Genomic DNA, 15,975 nt, shown 5'->3' on the forward strand with positions numbered 1-15,975 from the left:
AGATACAATTTGCACAAAATTTAAGGAGCTAAAAATGGCAGATAAAGCTTTAGAAACGGTCTTTGTAAATGGTGAGTTTGTGCCAAAAGATGAGGCAAAAGTTAGTGCGTTTGATAGGGGATTTATATTTGGCGATGGAATTTATGAAGTAGTGCCTGTGATAAATTCAAAAATGGTCGATAAAGATGGCTTTTGGGCGAGGTTTGAGAGAAGTTTAAACGAGATAGATATAAGCCTGCCTTACGAAAAAGATAAATTTGAAGCGATCTTAAATGAGATAATCGCTAAAAACGCCTTAAAAGAGGGCGGAATTTACATGCAAGTAACAAGAGGTGTGGCGTTTAGAAATTTCTATTTTATGGAAAATTTAACCCCAAGCGTCTTTATCTTTTGCTATGAGAGCGAAATTTTAAACAACCCAGCCGCAAAAAATGGCATAAAAGTGGTAAGCGTCGAGGACATCAGGTGGAAAAGGCGCGACATCAAGTCGATCTCGCTTCTAGCTCAGTGCTACGCTAAAAACGAGGCTCACAAAAAGGGTGCGGACGAGGGCTTTATGGTCGAAAATGGCTTTGTTACAGAGGGCTGTAGCTCGAGCGCTTTTATCATCAAAGATAAAACCCTCATTACCAAGCCACTTTCAAATGAAATTTTGCCAGGGATACGTCGTATGAGGCTTTTAAGGATCGCTAAAGATATCGGCCTAAAGATAGAGGAGCGTAAATTTAGCATGGACGAGGTTTATAGTGCTGATGAAGTCTTTATCTCGGCTGCTACGCTCATCCTTTTGCCAGTCATCTATGCTGACGGCAAGGCGATAAACGGCGCAAAAGTGGGCGAGATTTCAAGCAAACTTCGTGAAATTTATGCTAGCGAGCTTTTAAAAGAAGCTGGACTTTGAGAGAAAAGGTCTTAATAAGCGCTTGTCTGGCTGGCATAAACTGCAAATTTAATGGCGAAAACAACCTTTTGGATAGGGAAATTTTAGATGAAATTTCAAAGAGATATCATCTGCTTTTCGTCTGTCCAGAGGTTTTTGGCGGACTTAGCACACCAAGAGAGCCAGCTGAGATTAAAGAGGGTTTAGTTCTCACAAAAACCGCCAAAGATGTGAGCGATAATTTTAAATTTGGAGCTAAAATTTGCCTAAAAATAGCTAAGCTAAATGGCTGTAAAAAGGCTATTTTAAAAGCTAGAAGCCCAAGCTGTGGGAGCGGGCAAATTTATGATGGAAGCTTCACTAAAAGGCTCATTTTAGGTGACGGCGTAGCGGCAAAACTGCTAAAAGAAAATGGTATTTTAGTTTTTAGCGAAGATGAGATAGGGCGGCTTGATGTTTGAGAGGCTAAAAGATAACGTCTGGCTCGAGGTCGTCTTTAAATACATCATCTTGCTGCTACTTTTTGTCTGCGTGGCGGGACTTTTTGCAAGCGGCGTGCTCTTTTTAAAGGGAGAGATGAGCGAAAATTCGCTAAATTTGCACATTTTCTTTGGCTTTAGCTTGGTTGTCCTCACCATAATCCACAGCTACGTCAAGAAGAAAAAGCTAAAAAAGCTAAGCCTAGAGTTTAAGAATATCTTAAAGCATAAGCCAGTTCAGATGGACTGCAACACGACAAGGTTTTTAAACGCACTAAATGATGTCAAAGTGGGCGAGCTTTCAAAGAAATTTGGCTCAGACATTGTAGAAATTTTAAGATCAAACGATATAAAGGTAAAGGATCAAAACGAGACGATGAAACAAATTTGCAAAAACAACGATGAAAAGATGTTTTATATCTTTGTTTTGATCGTCGAAGCTATATTTAAGGATAAGGAAGAAATTTGAAAAAAGGTATATTTTTAGCACTTAGTGTTGCTTTGTTTTTGGGTTGTTCGCAGACAACAAAACCAGAGCCAAACAAGCAGCAAAATGCCCTGCCAGACGAAAATGTCTATAAGCCAAATGAGCGCATCAGCTTGCTTGAATTTGAAGTAAAACAAGACGCCTCGTCGCTACCTCAAAATATGCAAAGTGCGAGTTTTAATCAAGATGAAATTTTAAAAAGAAGATTTAAAGTTTTTACTCTAAGAGGTGTGAAATTTAATCCAAACGACGCTTTTTGGGCGTTTAATGTATATAAACCAAGCGAGAAAAGAAAGTATTTTGGCTCAAATTTTAGGCAGATACCTCAAAGCTGGTTTGACGCGCAAAAGGACAATGCAAATTTCGCTGGCTTTTTGCAAATTTCAGCTTACGCTCTAACTTCAGCAAACACGGCTGTAAGAAATTTCCCAACCGATGAGCCGATATTTTTAAACCCGCAAACTCCAGGTGAGGGCTATCCGTTTGATTATTTGCAAGAATCCACCCTAAGCATCGCTCATCCGCTCTTTGTATCGCACCTCTCAAAAGATAGGGCGTGGGCGTTTGTGAGTGATGATGCGGTTTGGGGCTGGGTGAAGATTGAAGATATCAAATTTATAAGCGATGAAGAGGCGCTTGCCTATCAAAAATCAAGCTTTGTAACGATAAAAACCGACAAGATGCCAGTTTATGACAAGGGCGGAAACTTTTTGTTTTACTCACGTGTCGGCGCGATACTGCCAGTTTTAGCGCAAGATGACAAAAACTACTACGGCAAAATTTATGTAAGAAATATGCTTAGGGAGTTTGTCCTCCCAAAGTCTTTTAGCGCCCTTTTTCCACTTAAATTTAACGATTCAAATTTAAAAACTATTCTTAGCTCACTTCTTACTCAGCCTTATGGCTGGGGCGGGGTGGATAAGCTAAGAGACTGCTCGCTTTTTACAAAAGACTTGCTAGCAAGCTTTGGCGTGTGGTTACCTAGGAACTCAAGGGCGCAGGCAAATATGGGAGAAAAGATCAATCTAAAAGGCCTTAGCAACGCTGCAAAGAGCAAAGAGATAAAAGAAAAAGGCGTGCCATATCTCACGCTCGTGCATCTGCCAGGTCACATCATGCTCTATGCTGGATACAAGGGCGATGATATCTACGTCGTGCATGATGCTTGGGGGCTAAAAACTACAAACAACGGCCGCGCGCTAATCGGAGCGACTGCGATAACTACGCTAAATATCGGACAAAATAGAAGCGACATACAAAGTGCAAATTTGCTAATTTCTAAGGTTGATTCTATAAATGTGATGAGACCTGAGCAAGGGATGCTAGATAAAGCTAGAAAGATCTCAGCTTTGCAGCGAGCTTATGGCGTGAAGATAGAAGAAAATTTGGTTAAATTTAGTGATGGCACGAGTTTAGTCTATGATGATTTTAAACAAAAAGATGAAGAGTGTAGCACTGGGGCTGATATCGAAGATATGAACGCACTTGATTACGCTGCGTTTTCGCCACTTAGCGCGGCTTTAAGTGATGCTGGTAGATGCAGAAACTACGAGCTTTTAGGCAAAATTTATGGCTCAAGTGAGAGCGCGGTAAAGGCAAATTTGGTTGATGTTATCTGGCTAAAAGATTTTTTAAATTTGCCTTTGAAATTTAACTCTAAAAATGGCGCCGCAGCTGCCTTGCAGGATGTGAGCAACGAGCTAAACGAGATGGTAAAGAGCGATCCAAATTTACTTGAGTACCTAAAAGATCCAGGCGGGACATTTAAGTGGCGCATCATCGCTGGCACAAACCGCCTAAGCGCGCACAGCTACGGCATCGCGATCGATATAAATGTAAAAAAGAGCCACTACTGGCAGTGGAGCAAGGGCTATGAGAATTTGATCCCTGAAAAGATCGTGCGAGTTTTCGAGAAGCATAAATTTATCTGGGGCGGACGCTGGAAGCACTTTGATACGATGCATTTTGAGTATCGCCCAGAGATGTTTGAGTAGATGAAAGATCAAATTTTAGAAATTTTATCTCGCTCAAATGTCTTTTTAACAGGCGGTGGCGGTGTTGGCAAGAGCTATCTGACCGCCTCCATCATCAGACACTACAAAGAAAATTTCAAAAACGTCATCATCCTTGGCTCAACTGGCATAAGCGCTGTTAGTCTTGGGGGCGTGAGCTTGCATAGCTTTTTTAAATTTGGCTACTGCAAGGACTACGAGGAGCTAAGACGGCTTGACTACCGCCAAAAAGATAAGCTAAGCAAGCTACGAAATATGCTAGATGTCTGCGATCTGCTAGTAATTGATGAAATTTCGATGGTTAGCTCAAACGTGATGGAGATGATAAGATACCGCTTGCTCACCTCTAAATTTAAAGGCAGAGTGCTCATAGTGGGCGACTTTTATCAGCTGCCACCCGTGCAAAAAGAGCAAAATGAGAGCAAACTTTTTAACTTTTTATACGCCTTTAACTCAAGTGCGTGGGAGGATATGAAATTTACAAATGTCGAGCTGCTCGTCTCAAAACGCACTAATGATCTTAAATTTTATGAAATTCTCTCTCGTCTTAGAGTTGGCGAGCTAGATGATGAGATGATGGCCTACATCGAGAGCTTGCGAGTGGATGCTATCGAGCCAGATAGCGAGACTAGCGTGCTTTTTGGCAGAAATGCTGAGGCTGAGATGCTAAATCAAAAGAGGCTTCTTGCGCTTAATGCGCCTCTTGAAATTTCAAACTCGGACGTGCTTGTTATGGATGAAAATTTAGACAAAAAAGAGTTTGAAAAGTGGGCAAACACGCTAAATATCTCGCGAAATTTGGAGATGAAGATAGGCGCAAAAATCATCTTTACTTCAAATAAATGGGGCGAGTACTATAACGGCGAGCAGGGCAAGATCATGCAAATTTTAAAAGAAAATGGCGCCATTTCAAGCGTGATCGTGCAAAAAGATAGCGGCGAGATCTGCGAGATAGAAAAGTGCGCTTATAACTTTTGCGCGCTAAATTTAAACGAAGACGAGATCGAGGAGAACGTGCAGGCTTCGCTTTATCAGTTTCCATTTAAGCTTGCCTATGCGCTAACTATCCACAAGTCTCAAGGCATGAGCATAAATTCGCTCATTTGCAACATCAACCACATCTTTGCCAAAGGACAGCTCTACGTCGCACTTTCTCGTGCAGTAAATCCTAAAAATTTAAAACTTTTTTATGATAAGAAAAGTGATTTTAGGCAGCATTTAAGAAAAGTGGTTAAAATTGACGACGAAGTTAAGAAATTTTACCAAGAAAACGTATTTTTGCATATTAAGGAGAGTTTATGAAAAAGCTATTTTTAAGCCTTGTTTTTGGCGTTTTTGCGTTCGCAGACGTGCTAAAAGTGAGTGACTTTCAAACAGATATCTACTCAAAAGCTGGACAAAATTTAACAAAAAAGATAAGCATGAATCTTGAAGTTGTCGGACGTGACGTGGAGGAGAACGAAGCCTACGTGCTTGATGCGCTAAACGTCGTTGTTGGCAGCTTTTACGTGGAGGATATCCTAACCTCAATGGGAAAAGAGAAATTTAAAGAGCTCTTTATGAAATACGCAGCCAAAAAACACTCGCTTGATATCGACGACGTGCTTATTTTAAATATCAAAGTGATAAATAATCTAGAGCTAAGCGAGATCATAAAAGCGATAAAAAGCCAAAATTTATGCTCTGATTCAAGCGTAAATGAAGATGTGATGACAAAGCCAGAAAAGAAGAAAAAAGGCAATGAGATCATCGTCGCACCTGATCCAAATGACGTGGTGCAAAAGCCGATCGATCTAAATAATGTGCAAGAATTTGGAAAAGACTTCGGAGAGAAGTGAGTAAATTTGGCTAAAAGCTAGCCAAATTTATTGATTTACGATGTCGTAACCTTGTGGGATGACTGGAGTTAGCGTCTCTTTTGGGATGAGCGCGTCTTTTACAGGGTTGCTTAGAGTTATTTTTATCTTATTTGAGAGCTTGTCTTTATAGTCAATCGTCGTTGGAAGCGTGTTTTTGATCGTTATAAAGTACTCAATCCCGTCATATATCGCCTTATAAAGTGTCGGCTGAATTTGCTCTGCGTGAGCTAAGACCTGCGTCAAATTTGGCGTATCATCTAGCCTTGAAATGATGGCTTGTTCAAGCTCATCTTCGATCACGACCACCTTGTCTTTGTCAAAGTAAATTCTCTTTGGTGTTGGACTTTCATATATCCAAAGCGCGGTGTTGTCGCTTTTAGCGTAAAATCTACCCTTATAATTTACACTCTTGCCTTCGCTAAAGACAGTTTGCGTAAAGTCACTTTGCAGGCTTTTAAAATTTAAGCCAGCGCCAAATGAACAAACTGCGACAAGAGATGCAACTAAAAATTTTCTCATTTTTTATCCTTTTTTGGCGTATTCTAGCCCAGTTTAATTAAATAAATAGTTAAACTATGCTAAGATCCAAAGTTTAAAAATTTAGGAAGGTAAAGTAATGATTTCATCGGTATTTAGAAAGATTTTTGGCACGAAAAACGATAGAGAAGTCAAAAAATACATAAAACGTGTGGCGCAGATAAACGCGCTAGAGCCTACATATGAGAAGATGAGCGACGATGAGCTTAAGATCAAATTTAATGAGCTAAAAGCCAAAGTAGTAGAAGAAAAAGTCACTTTAGATGAAATTTTAAATGATGTTTTTGCGATTGTTAGAGAGGCTAGCAAAAGGGTGCTTAAGATGCGCCATTTTGACGTGCAGCTAATCGGCGGCATGGTGCTAAACGAGGGCAGGATCGCCGAGATGAAGACAGGCGAGGGTAAGACCTTGGTTGCGACTTTGCCAGTTATATTAAACGCGATGAGCGGCAAGGGTGTGCATGTAGTAACAGTAAATGACTACCTTGCAAAGCGTGACGCGACGCAAATGGGCGAGCTTTATAACTTTTTAGGCTTAAGCGTTGATGTGATACTAAGTGGCGGATATGACGACGAGGTAAGACAAGCTGCCTATAATGCTGACATAACATACGGCACAAACTCAGAATTTGGCTTTGACTACCTTCGTGACAATATGAAATTTGAAGCTGGTCAAAAGGTGCAAAGAGGCCACAACTTCGTTATCGTGGATGAGGTCGATAGTATATTGATAGATGAGGCTAGAACGCCACTTATAATCTCTGGTCCAACAAACCGCACGCTTGATGGCTACATAAGAGCTGATCAAGTCGCAAAACAGCTTACCAGAGGCACTCCAGCCGATCCAAACGTGCCAGGTTCAAAGCCAACGGGGGATTTCATAGTAGATGAAAAAAATAGAACGATAATGATCACAGAGGCTGGCATAAGCAAGGCTGAAAAGCTCTTTGGGGTTGAAAATTTATACAACCTTGAAAATGCCGTGCTAAGCCACCACCTAGATCAAGCTCTAAAGGCGCACAATCTCTTTGAAAAAGACGTTCATTACGTCGTAAAAGATGGCGAGGTTGTCATCGTTGATGAATTTACAGGACGTCTAAGTGAGGGCAGGCGCTTTAGCGAGGGGCTTCACCAAGCGCTTGAAGCAAAAGAGGGTGTGAAAATCCAAGAAGAGAGCCAAACGCTTGCCGATACAACATACCAAAACTACTTTAGGATGTATAAAAAGCTTGCAGGCATGACTGGTACGGCTCAGACTGAGGCTACTGAGTTTTCTCAAATTTATAATCTTGAAGTTATCTCGATCCCGACAAACGTGCCAGTTATCAGGATTGATCAAAACGACCTTATCTATAAAACTCAAAACGAGAAATTTAAAGCTGTTATCGATGAAGTTAAAAAGGCTCACGAAAAAGGTCAGCCAGTGCTTGTAGGAACTGCAAGTATCGAGCGCAGTGAGGTGCTTCATGAGATGCTTAAAAAAGCTGGCATCCCACACTCTGTGCTAAATGCTAAAAACCATGAAAAAGAGGCTGAGATCATCGCACAAGCTGGCGTAAAAGGCGCTGTGACTATCGCTACAAACATGGCTGGACGTGGTGTTGATATCAGGATTAATGATGAGGTTAGAAATTTAGGTGGTCTATATATCATCGGCACCGAAAGGCACGAGAGTAGAAGGATAGATAATCAGCTCCGTGGCCGTGCTGGACGTCAGGGCGACCCTGGTATGAGTAGATTTTATCTAAGCTTAGAAGATAATCTTTTAAGGATTTTTGGTAGCGACCGCATAAAAGCGATCATGGATAGGCTTGGTATCGACGAGGGCGAGAGTATCGAGAGCCGCATGGTGACAAGGGCTGTTGAAAATGCTCAAAAGAAAGTCGAGAGCTTGCACTTTGAGGCTAGAAAGCACTTGCTTGAGTATGACGACGTGGCAAATGAGCAAAGAAAGACTATCTACAAATACCGCGACGAACTACTTGATAAAAACTACGATATGAGCGAAAAAATAGCTCAAAATAGAGTTGAATACGCTACAAATTTACTTGATACGGCTGAAATTTTCCATGGCGGCTTAAAAGATGATTATGACATTAAAAATTTATGCTCTATCATCCTTGCGGACTGCGGCGAAGAGATCGACGAGAGCGAGCTAAAAGGGCTAGAGTATAACGAACTAGTAGAAAAAATAGCGCAAATTTTAGAGGTTAGATATAACGAAAAGATGAGCGTGCTAAATGAAGAGCAAAGAAAAGATATAGAGAAAATTTTATACCTTCAAGTACTTGATAATGCGTGGAGAGAGCATCTTTATCAGATGGATATCCTAAAAACTGGTATAGGTCTAAGAGGGTATAATCAAAAAGATCCGCTAGTAGAGTATAAAAAAGAGAGCTACAACCTCTTTATGGAGCTAGTTGGCAGACTAAAAACTGAGAGCGTTAAAACGCTTCAAATCGTTAGATTTAAGAGCCGTGAGGAGCAAGAAGAGCAAGCTAGGATGATGCTAGAAGCTAGCCAAAATGCTGAAAATGAGCCTCTAAACTATAGCAACCAAGGCGAAGATAAAAATTTCACGCCAGAAAAAAAGATACCAAGAAACGCTCCATGCCCTTGCGGAAGCGGTAAAAAATATAAAGATTGCCACGGCAAAAGTGGCCCTAAAAAAGGCATATTTGCTTAAAATTTCTACTTTTAAGGCGCCAAAGCGCCTTAATCTTTTAAAGGCTATTTGATGACAAGCTTACCAAAGTACCTACTTTTTAAATATTTAAGATTTGATAAAACCCAGCCATTTATCGCTCTAAGTGCCTTGCTCGCCTTTCTTGGTGTTAGCATCGGACTTATGGTTTTGATCGTTGCTATGGCTATTATGAATGGATTTGACAAAGAATTTGAGCGCAAACTTTTTACGATGAACTATCCTATAACCGTTCAAAGCGCTTTTAAAGGATCAATCGATGATGGCTTTGTAGATGAGCTAAAGGCTAAATTTAGCGACCTTAAATTTAGTCCATATATCAGCACGCAGGTCATCTACCGCTCGGCAAACGCGCTTGAAGGCGGGCTAATTTATGGCGTAAATTTTAAAGATGAAAAGCAGATAAACTCAGTCGTAAATGAAGCCTTAAAAGACAAAGAGCTAGATGGTTTTGAGATACTTGTGGGAAGTGGCATAACGAGTGAGTTTAGGCTAAGAAACGATGAAAAACTAACTCTTATCTTTACAAAGGCTGATCCGGCTGGCTTTTCACTAACGCCAAAGATGAAGCGCTTTGACATAGGCGGCTCATTTACATCTGGGCTAATTGCCTACGATAAGGCGTTTTCATATACTTCGGTTGAGGCTTTGAGGAAAATTTTGGACTATCCAAAGGGAGTTTATGATGGAATTCACATCTTTTCAAGTAAGCCATTTGATGATATAAAAAGGGTGCGCGAAGGCCTACCAACTGGCACGGTGGCTATTGGTTGGTGGGAGCAAAATGGGAACTTTTTCTCAGCGCTCGCACTTGAAAAAAGAGCACTTTTCATCGTTTTGATGCTTATTATCCTTGTGGCGTCGCTAAATATCATAAGCTCACTGCTAATGACTGTGATGAACCGCAGGCAGGAGATCGCCTTGCTTCTAGCACTTGGAGCTAGCAAAGGCGAGATAAAAAGAAGCTTTTTTTATCAAGGGCTAGTTATCGGCGGAGGTGGCATCATATTTGGCTTAGTGCTTGGCTTTTTGGGGCTATTTTTACTTGGAAATTTCAACATCATAGACCTGCCAGCTGACGTCTATGGCTCAAGCAAACTGCCACTTGAACTCTCAACGATAGATCTTGTGCTTATCGTAGTTGGAGCTGTGTTTATCGTGGCTATCTCGTCTTATTATCCAGCTAAAAAAGCCACAGAGGTAAATGTCCTTCAAACTTTAAGAAATGAGTAAAGCCTGGCAAAGCTAGGCTTTAAATTTGATACTTCGCTTTTAAATTTATAAATCTAAAGCACTAAAATTTACTGTTATAAAGATGAAATTTGAACTATTTATCATCTTTATAACAAATTTTTGTCTTGAAAAATTCTAACTACATAGCATTGATTAGAATTTTTGCAAGATAAAGAACGTCTAGTTAATTTACTGGTATATATGCTCCGTGATCTTTTTTGCTAGTTACCCTTTTAAACTTGGCATAACTTTGAGTAGGGTGTGGGAGTACAAATGCTTTTCCAGTTTCTTTATCAACGTGTATAACATAGGTTATATAAGCTCCATTTGTATCAGCCATACATCCTATCATTGTTTTTGGTGTAAAGCCTCTTTGTTCGATGTTTTCTATCTTCCAAGGGCGAAATCCGTGTAAAACCTCCATACGTGATTGTATAGAAGCACCTTGGGTTGATGGATCAGCCTTTAGAGCCGCAATTATTACATCTTTGTCGGTACATTTATACTCTCTTGCATTAGCACTAATTGTTAATAAAGATAATGTAGCCAAGCTAAATAAAAACATTTTTCTCATAATTTATCCTTTTGAAATTTTATAAAACGATGTGATTATAATAAAGTTATATTTTAAAAAGACTTATGAAAAGATGTTGAGAGCAAAAAATTTAATTATAATGCCCCTTGCAGGCTATTATGTAGATCGTAGTCTCATCTACTGCATAAACCAAGCGGTGTTCGCTGTTTATCCTTCTACTATAAAAACCAGATAAATTTCCTTTTAGCGCTTCAGGCTTGCCTATACCGTCAAAAGGATCTCTAGTCGTATCCTTTATGAGTTCATTTATCCTTTTTAAGGTGTTTTTATCCTGATTTTGCCAAGATAGATAGTCCTTCCAAGCGTCAAAATCCCATTTTATATCTCTACTCATTGTTAGCTTAGTAGTTCCTGCTCTTTAAAATTTAGCTTTCCTTCTTTAAAGTCTTTCATCTTTTTTTCAAGATAGGCTATATTTTCGTCTTTATAAAATGGATCTGGAGCTGAAACTTCAAAAGGGATAGCCCTTTCAGAAACTAGCTTTGTAAGAAAAATATTAACAGCTGATGACATAGAGAGCCCCATCTCTTTGCAGATCGCCTCGGCTGATTTTTTAATATTATCTTCTACTCTTAAGCAAATTTGTGCCATTGTTTATCCTTTTTTGCAATTATAATATCATACATTGTATTTATAAATAATTATGATATATAGTTTTTTATATAAATTTACTACGCTCTTACGTCGTGGTCGATCTTGCATTGAAGGGCTTCGTGAACAAGGGTTTTTGCCATGACGCGCTCTTCGCTTATTAGGTGGAAATTTGCGCCTAGCTCGCCAAAGATATCTTTGTTGCCCTCGCCATTTGCTTTGATGATCGTTTGGATATTTGCGCCGTAGTCTTTGATCTTTTGCGCGATCAGCTCAACTCTTTGCTCGTTGCTAACTGTTATGATAACGGCTGCTGCGTCGTTTAGGCAGGCATTTTCAAGAGTGTCGCTTTGCAGCACGTTTCCTAAAAATACATTTTCCCCGCGGCTTCTGCCAAGCTCAACTAGGCTGATGTCGTTATCAAGCACGATGTATAAAAGCTTTGTCTCTTTTAGCCTTAAAACGACCTCTTGACCAAGCCTGTCGTAGCCAAAGACTACGATGTGATTTTTTAGTTTTTGTGGCTTTAAGGTCTCGTTTGACTCGACTACCACCTCACGCTCTACAAGATCAGCTAAGACGTCAAGCTTTTTAAGTATAAAAGGTGTCGCAAACATCGATATAACAGAGGCTGCGATGAAAATTTGCGCAGTTTGGACATCTAATAAATTTCTAGTAGTCATCAGCCCAAAGACAGCCAGTGCAAATTCTCCTATCTGACAAACGCTAAGCGCGGTTTTAGCAGCGACCCTACGTTTTAAGTAGATATTTAAAACGGCAAAAACGACGATAGCTTTTACGACCATTATGCTAAAGACTAGACCTAGAACTAGCCAGATATTTGAGAGCACGACTACAAAATTTATCTGCATGCCAACGGTTATGAAAAATAGTCCAAGAAGCAGATCTCTAAAAGGTATGAGATCGACCTCGATCTGGTGCTTATACTGCGTCTCTGCCATCATCATGCCAGCTAAAAATGCACCAAGAGAGTAAGAAAAGCCAAAAAAGTGAGCTAGCGTGCTGGCGCCAACTACTAAAAAGAGGATCGTAGCTATAAAGACCTCTTGAGAGTTTGTCTGAACGACTTTGTAAAATATCCAGTTGATGACGTATTTGCCGAGCAAAAATAGCACAACGATAAGGATTACCGCGCTCGTAAATGTCTTTAGCAAAAGCTCATTTATCGAGGCATCTTGCGAGCTAAACATATCTATCATAAGCAAAATAGGGATGACGGCGATATCTTGAAATAGTAAAATTCCAAGCGCCTTTCTACCATAAATTTTACTCACATCGCCGTTGTCATTTAGCGTTTTTAGCACGATCGCAGTTGATGATAGAGCAAAGGCAAGACCAGCGATAAGTGCTGTCTCGTCTTTTAGATGAAGCGCGTAGTAGAGCATCACGCCCATCACAAAGCCACTTAAACAAACTTGCAGACCGCCATTTAGAAAGACCTCTTTTTTCATGCTCATCAGGTGCTTAAAGCTAAACTCAAGTCCGATCGTAAACATCAAAAATGCGATACCAAATTCCGCGATATGAGAAATTTCGTCGTTGCTTTTTAGGTTGAAAAACTCTGATATAAGCGTGCCAGTTACGATGTAGCCGATGATGGTTGGTATCTGAAATTTCTTAAAAATGACATTTAACGCGACTGAGATCGCAGCGACAAGCAAGAAGCCTTCTAAAATTTGTTCCATATATTATTTTTTGCCTTCGTAAAATACAAGATCAAAGCTACTTTTTCTCTTTACAAGCGATCTTTTGGTGCTAGTTTGACTAGTAGCTTCGTGTAATTTTTTATTTAAATCATCAATAGTTGCTTCTAAATCGTCAATTTTCTCTTTTAACTGAAGTATCACATCAACACCTGCTAAATTTACGCCAAGCTCACGGGTTAAATTTAGTATCGTTTTGACGCGATCAACGTCTTTTTGTGAGTAGAGCCTCATCTTGCCATCTGTTCTTGAGGGTTCAACTAGTCCCTCTCTTTCGTATTGTCTTAAAGTTTGTGGATGTATGCTTAAAACCTTTGCTACAACGCTTATTAAAAAAAGTGGTTCTTCATAATTTTGCATTTTTTACTCCGGTAATTTTTCTTTTAACTCTTTTACTAAGCCCTCGTCAAGCTCACTGATATTTGGAAGTTTTACCCTAGCCTTTAAGTAAAGATCGCCATAAATTCCACTCTTTCTATTTTGCACGCCGTATCCTTTCAAGCGGATCTTCGTGCCTGTTTTTGAGTTCTCAGCGATTTTAATGGTTACATCTTTTTTATATGTATGCACATTTATCTTACCGCCAAAGAGCATAGTTTTTAGTGGAATTTCTACATCTTTATAAAGATCATCGCCGACTCTTTCATACTCGTCGCTTGGCTCAACGCTAATGGCAAGTATAAGATCGCCAGTTTGACCGCCAGCACTCTTGCCTTTGCCTTTTATGCGAAGTTTTTCGCCGCCTTCTATACCGCTTGGGATCTTTATCTTGATGCTTTCGCCATTAAAATTTATCTTATGTTCGCCGCCAGTTACAGCTACGTCAAATGGTATAGAAATTTTGGCATTTACATCTAGATCAGCTCCGCCAAAGCCAAATCCACCTCCGCCAAAGCCTTCAAATCCTTCAAAACCTCCGCCAAATCCACCGCTAAATTTAGCGCCGCCTCCACCAAATCCGCCTGAGAAGATATTTTTCAAGATATCGTTTAGATCGCCCATATCGGCTGAACCTCTGGCAAAGTCGTGGAAATTTTGACCGCCAAACATATTGTCGCCGTATTGATCATACTGGGCACGTTTTTTCTCGTCACTTAAAATTTCATAAGCAGCGTTTATCTCTTTAAATTTATCCTCTGCTCCAGGGTCTTTGTTGATGTCTGGGTGGTACTTTCTAGCAAGTTTTCTATAAGCTTTTTTTATCTCGTCGCTTGATGCGCCTTTTGAAACTCCTAAAGTTTCATATAAGCTTTCGCTCATATATTCTCCTTATGTTTTTTGACACGGATTATATCACAAAACTTTAGTCTATGCAAGTCAAGTTTATTTTTATTTACAAAGGAGAAAAAGCATTAAGATTTTATTTTTAAGCTCTATTTATAATTTCAAGACATTTTCAATTTAAAGGAAAAAAATGAAAAAATTTATGCTAATTTCATTAGCGGCGGCTTCTTTGCTAATGGGAGCTGATATTAAATTTAACGAAGCAAACCAAGATGTAACTAGAGTTTCGCCGTTAAGCGATAAAAATAGTGTGCTCTCATACTATGACTCTATCGCTCAGGCAAAACTTTCAGTTGTAAATATCTCAACTACAAAAACAGTAAGCAACGCTGGCATCGAGCAGATGTTTAACGACCCGTTTTTTAATGAATTTTTTGGATTTAACTTTGCAAAACCAAAAGAGAAAGAAAAGACAACTTCTCTTGGCTCTGGCGTTATCATCTCAAATGACGGCTACATCGTTACAAACAACCACGTCATCGAAGATAGCGACCAGATCGTTGTGACCTTGGCAAAGGGTGGCAAGGAGTATAAAGCGAAGCTAATAGGTAGCGATCCAAAAACCGATCTAGCCGTTATAAAGATAGAGGCAAATGGGCTAAATGCGATAACATTTGCTGACTCATCAAAGCTGCTTGATGCGGACGTAGTCTTTGCTATAGGCAATCCTTTTGGCGTAGGCGAGAGCATCACTCAAGGCATCGTCTCAGGGCTCAATAAAGACAACATAGGCCTTAATCAATATGAAAATTTCATCCAAACAGACGCCTCTATAAACCCTGGCAACTCAGGTGGCGCTTTGGTTGATAGCAGAGGCTATTTGGTCGGTATAAACTCAGCCATACTTTCAAAAAGTGGCGGTAACAACGGCATAGGCTTTGCCATACCATCAAATATGGTAAAAGATATCGCTAAAAAGCTGATAACTGACGGCAAGATCGAGCGTGGATTTATCGGCGTAACGATAGCAAATTTAACCGATGAGCAAAAAGAGCTTTATACAAATAAAGAGGGTGCGCTAATAAGCGGCGTAGAGCAGGGCATGCCAGCAGATGAAGCAGGGCTAAAAAGAGGCGACTTGGTTATCTCTGCAAACGGCAAAGCTATCAAAAACGCAAATGATCTTAAAAATTTCATCGGCTCACTAACTCCAAATAGCAGCGTTGATATAACTTACGAGCGATCAAATAAAGTTATGAATACAAAAATCAAGCTTGTAAATATGGATCACAACGCAAAAGATGCGACAAAAAGCGTCATCATCGAAGGTCTTAGCGTTAGCAATCTAAGCGATGAGATAAGATTTAAATATAAGATCAGCCCAGATACTCAAGGCGTGCTTGTAACTGACGTAAAATCTGGCTCAAAAGCTGAAGACTTTGGCTTTGAAAGAGGCGATGTGATCGTTCAAGTTGGCGAAGAGAGCATAAAAGATATTCAAACATTTGCAAGCACTGTTAAAAATGCAAAAGGCAAAAAGACGCTAGTATGGATAAACCGCGGTGGCATCATGCAAGGCCTTGTTATAAAATAACCACTTAAGAGCTGAAATTTCAGCTCTTAACTCTTTTAAATTTTTAAAACCTTTAT

15 protein-coding genes and 2 pseudogenes are annotated in these 15,975 nt (G+C 39.9%); 10 read left to right on the forward strand and 7 right to left on the reverse strand.

The features are described 5' to 3' along the window. Positions 1–34: 34 nt before the first annotated feature. The 6 genes from B9N65_RS05460 to B9N65_RS05485 are packed head-to-tail and all read left to right on the forward strand — an operon-like array spanning position 35 to position 5,696. On the forward strand, positions 35–901 hold the full coding sequence (locus B9N65_RS05460; RefSeq protein WP_087583120.1) for a D-amino acid aminotransferase: 867 nt from the start codon (positions 35–37) through the stop codon (positions 899–901). Continuing rightward, a complete protein-coding gene (locus B9N65_RS05465; protein ID WP_087583121.1) occupies positions 898–1,341 on the forward strand; it encodes a DUF523 domain-containing protein in 444 nt (147 codons plus the stop codon). Before B9N65_RS05460 ends, B9N65_RS05465 begins: the two co-directional genes overlap by 4 nt. After that, complete coding sequence (locus B9N65_RS05470; RefSeq protein WP_087583122.1) at positions 1,334–1,828, forward strand: chemotaxis protein; 495 nt, start codon at positions 1,334–1,336, stop codon at positions 1,826–1,828. The genes B9N65_RS05465 and B9N65_RS05470 overlap by 8 nt, the downstream gene beginning before the upstream one ends. Then, positions 1,825–3,840 carry a bifunctional C40 family peptidase/M15 family metallopeptidase gene (locus B9N65_RS05475; protein ID WP_087583123.1) on the forward strand — a complete coding sequence of 672 codons (2,016 nt, stop codon included), beginning with the start codon at positions 1,825–1,827 and terminating at the stop codon, positions 3,838–3,840. Before B9N65_RS05470 ends, B9N65_RS05475 begins: the two co-directional genes overlap by 4 nt. After that, positions 3,841–5,160, forward strand: coding sequence for an ATP-dependent DNA helicase (locus B9N65_RS05480; protein WP_087583124.1), 1,320 nt, complete (start codon positions 3,841–3,843; stop codon positions 5,158–5,160). After that, complete coding sequence (locus tag B9N65_RS05485) at positions 5,157–5,696, forward strand: hypothetical protein (protein ID WP_087583125.1); 540 nt, start codon at positions 5,157–5,159, stop codon at positions 5,694–5,696. The genes B9N65_RS05480 and B9N65_RS05485 overlap by 4 nt, the downstream gene beginning before the upstream one ends. A 27-nt stretch (positions 5,697–5,723) precedes the next feature. Here the strand turns inward: B9N65_RS05485 and lolA are convergent, their stop codons facing one another. Next, positions 5,724–6,236, reverse strand: coding sequence for a LolA-like outer membrane lipoprotein chaperone (gene lolA / locus B9N65_RS05490; protein WP_087583126.1), 513 nt, complete (start codon positions 6,234–6,236; stop codon positions 5,724–5,726). Positions 6,237–6,333: 97 nt separating this feature from the next. Between lolA and secA the strand changes: the two are divergent. From secA to B9N65_RS05500, 3 genes and pseudogenes are all read left to right on the forward strand, one after another. After that, positions 6,334–8,730, forward strand: a pseudogene (gene secA, locus B9N65_RS05495) (preprotein translocase subunit SecA); the annotation flags it as partial. Between the two features lie 108 nt (positions 8,731–8,838). Continuing rightward, positions 8,839–8,940 (forward strand): annotated as a pseudogene (locus tag B9N65_RS11415) (SEC-C metal-binding domain-containing protein); the annotation flags it as partial. A gap of 51 nt (positions 8,941–8,991) precedes the next feature. Next, positions 8,992–10,191: an ABC transporter permease gene (locus B9N65_RS05500; protein ID WP_087583128.1), complete on the forward strand. Its 1,200-nt coding sequence runs from the start codon at positions 8,992–8,994 to the stop codon at positions 10,189–10,191. A 184-nt stretch (positions 10,192–10,375) separates the two neighbouring features. On the opposite strand, the gene B9N65_RS05505 is transcribed toward B9N65_RS05500, so the two are convergent. The 6 genes from B9N65_RS05505 to B9N65_RS05530 form a co-directional block, all read right to left on the reverse strand. Then, the gene (locus B9N65_RS05505) at positions 10,376–10,765 is read right to left on the reverse strand and encodes a hypothetical protein (protein WP_087583129.1); all 390 of its coding nucleotides are present in this window, start codon (positions 10,763–10,765) and stop codon (positions 10,376–10,378) included. 91 nt (positions 10,766–10,856) lie between these two features. Then, a complete protein-coding gene (locus B9N65_RS05510; protein WP_087583130.1) occupies positions 10,857–11,120 on the reverse strand; it encodes a Txe/YoeB family addiction module toxin in 264 nt (87 codons plus the stop codon). Between the two features lie 2 nt (positions 11,121–11,122). Beyond that, positions 11,123–11,377, reverse strand: a complete 255-nt coding sequence (locus tag B9N65_RS05515; RefSeq protein WP_087583131.1) for a type II toxin-antitoxin system RelB/DinJ family antitoxin — start codon at positions 11,375–11,377, stop codon at positions 11,123–11,125. 80 nt (positions 11,378–11,457) lie between these two features. Beyond that, on the reverse strand, positions 11,458–13,083 hold the full coding sequence (locus B9N65_RS05520; RefSeq protein ID WP_087583132.1) for a cation:proton antiporter: 1,626 nt from the start codon (positions 13,081–13,083) through the stop codon (positions 11,458–11,460). Positions 13,084–13,086: 3 nt separating this feature from the next. Further along, positions 13,087–13,461 (reverse strand): heat shock protein transcriptional repressor HspR, encoded by a 375-nt coding sequence (locus B9N65_RS05525; protein WP_002940240.1) that lies wholly within the window; start codon positions 13,459–13,461, stop codon positions 13,087–13,089. Between the two features lie 3 nt (positions 13,462–13,464). Beyond that, on the reverse strand, positions 13,465–14,361 hold the full coding sequence (locus tag B9N65_RS05530) for a DnaJ family protein (protein WP_009293707.1): 897 nt from the start codon (positions 14,359–14,361) through the stop codon (positions 13,465–13,467). A gap of 154 nt (positions 14,362–14,515) precedes the next feature. Between B9N65_RS05530 and B9N65_RS05535 the strand changes: the two genes are divergently transcribed. Continuing rightward, a complete protein-coding gene (locus B9N65_RS05535) occupies positions 14,516–15,919 on the forward strand; it encodes a Do family serine endopeptidase (protein WP_087583133.1) in 1,404 nt (467 codons plus the stop codon). Positions 15,920–15,975 lie beyond the last annotated feature (56 nt).

Source organism: Campylobacter concisus (assembly GCF_002165815.1).
Classification (GTDB): Bacteria; Campylobacterota; Campylobacteria; order Campylobacterales; family Campylobacteraceae; genus Campylobacter_A; species Campylobacter_A concisus_BH.

What these genes read in the sequence shown, in the direction of transcription:
- B9N65_RS05460 (WP_087583120.1), top strand. Translation starts at nt 35, where the DNA reads ATGGCAGATAAAGCTTTAGAAACGGTCTTTGTAAATGGTGAGTTTGTG.
- B9N65_RS05525 (WP_002940240.1), bottom strand. Translation starts at nt 13,461, where the DNA reads ATGCAAAATTATGAAGAACCACTTTTTTTAATAAGCGTTGTAGCAAAG.
- B9N65_RS05480 (WP_087583124.1), top strand. Translation starts at nt 3,841, where the DNA reads ATGAAAGATCAAATTTTAGAAATTTTATCTCGCTCAAATGTCTTTTTA.
- B9N65_RS05535 (WP_087583133.1), top strand. Translation starts at nt 14,516, where the DNA reads ATGAAAAAATTTATGCTAATTTCATTAGCGGCGGCTTCTTTGCTAATG.
- B9N65_RS05500 (WP_087583128.1), top strand. Translation starts at nt 8,992, where the DNA reads ATGACAAGCTTACCAAAGTACCTACTTTTTAAATATTTAAGATTTGAT.
- B9N65_RS05530 (WP_009293707.1), bottom strand. Translation starts at nt 14,361, where the DNA reads ATGAGCGAAAGCTTATATGAAACTTTAGGAGTTTCAAAAGGCGCATCA.
- B9N65_RS05485 (WP_087583125.1), top strand. Translation starts at nt 5,157, where the DNA reads ATGAAAAAGCTATTTTTAAGCCTTGTTTTTGGCGTTTTTGCGTTCGCA.
- B9N65_RS05520 (WP_087583132.1), bottom strand. Translation starts at nt 13,083, where the DNA reads ATGGAACAAATTTTAGAAGGCTTCTTGCTTGTCGCTGCGATCTCAGTC.
- B9N65_RS05510 (WP_087583130.1), bottom strand. Translation starts at nt 11,120, where the DNA reads ATGAGTAGAGATATAAAATGGGATTTTGACGCTTGGAAGGACTATCTA.
- B9N65_RS05505 (WP_087583129.1), bottom strand. Translation starts at nt 10,765, where the DNA reads ATGAGAAAAATGTTTTTATTTAGCTTGGCTACATTATCTTTATTAACA.
- lolA (WP_087583126.1), bottom strand. Translation starts at nt 6,236, where the DNA reads ATGAGAAAATTTTTAGTTGCATCTCTTGTCGCAGTTTGTTCATTTGGC.
- B9N65_RS05470 (WP_087583122.1), top strand. Translation starts at nt 1,334, where the DNA reads ATGTTTGAGAGGCTAAAAGATAACGTCTGGCTCGAGGTCGTCTTTAAA.
- B9N65_RS05515 (WP_087583131.1), bottom strand. Translation starts at nt 11,377, where the DNA reads ATGGCACAAATTTGCTTAAGAGTAGAAGATAATATTAAAAAATCAGCC.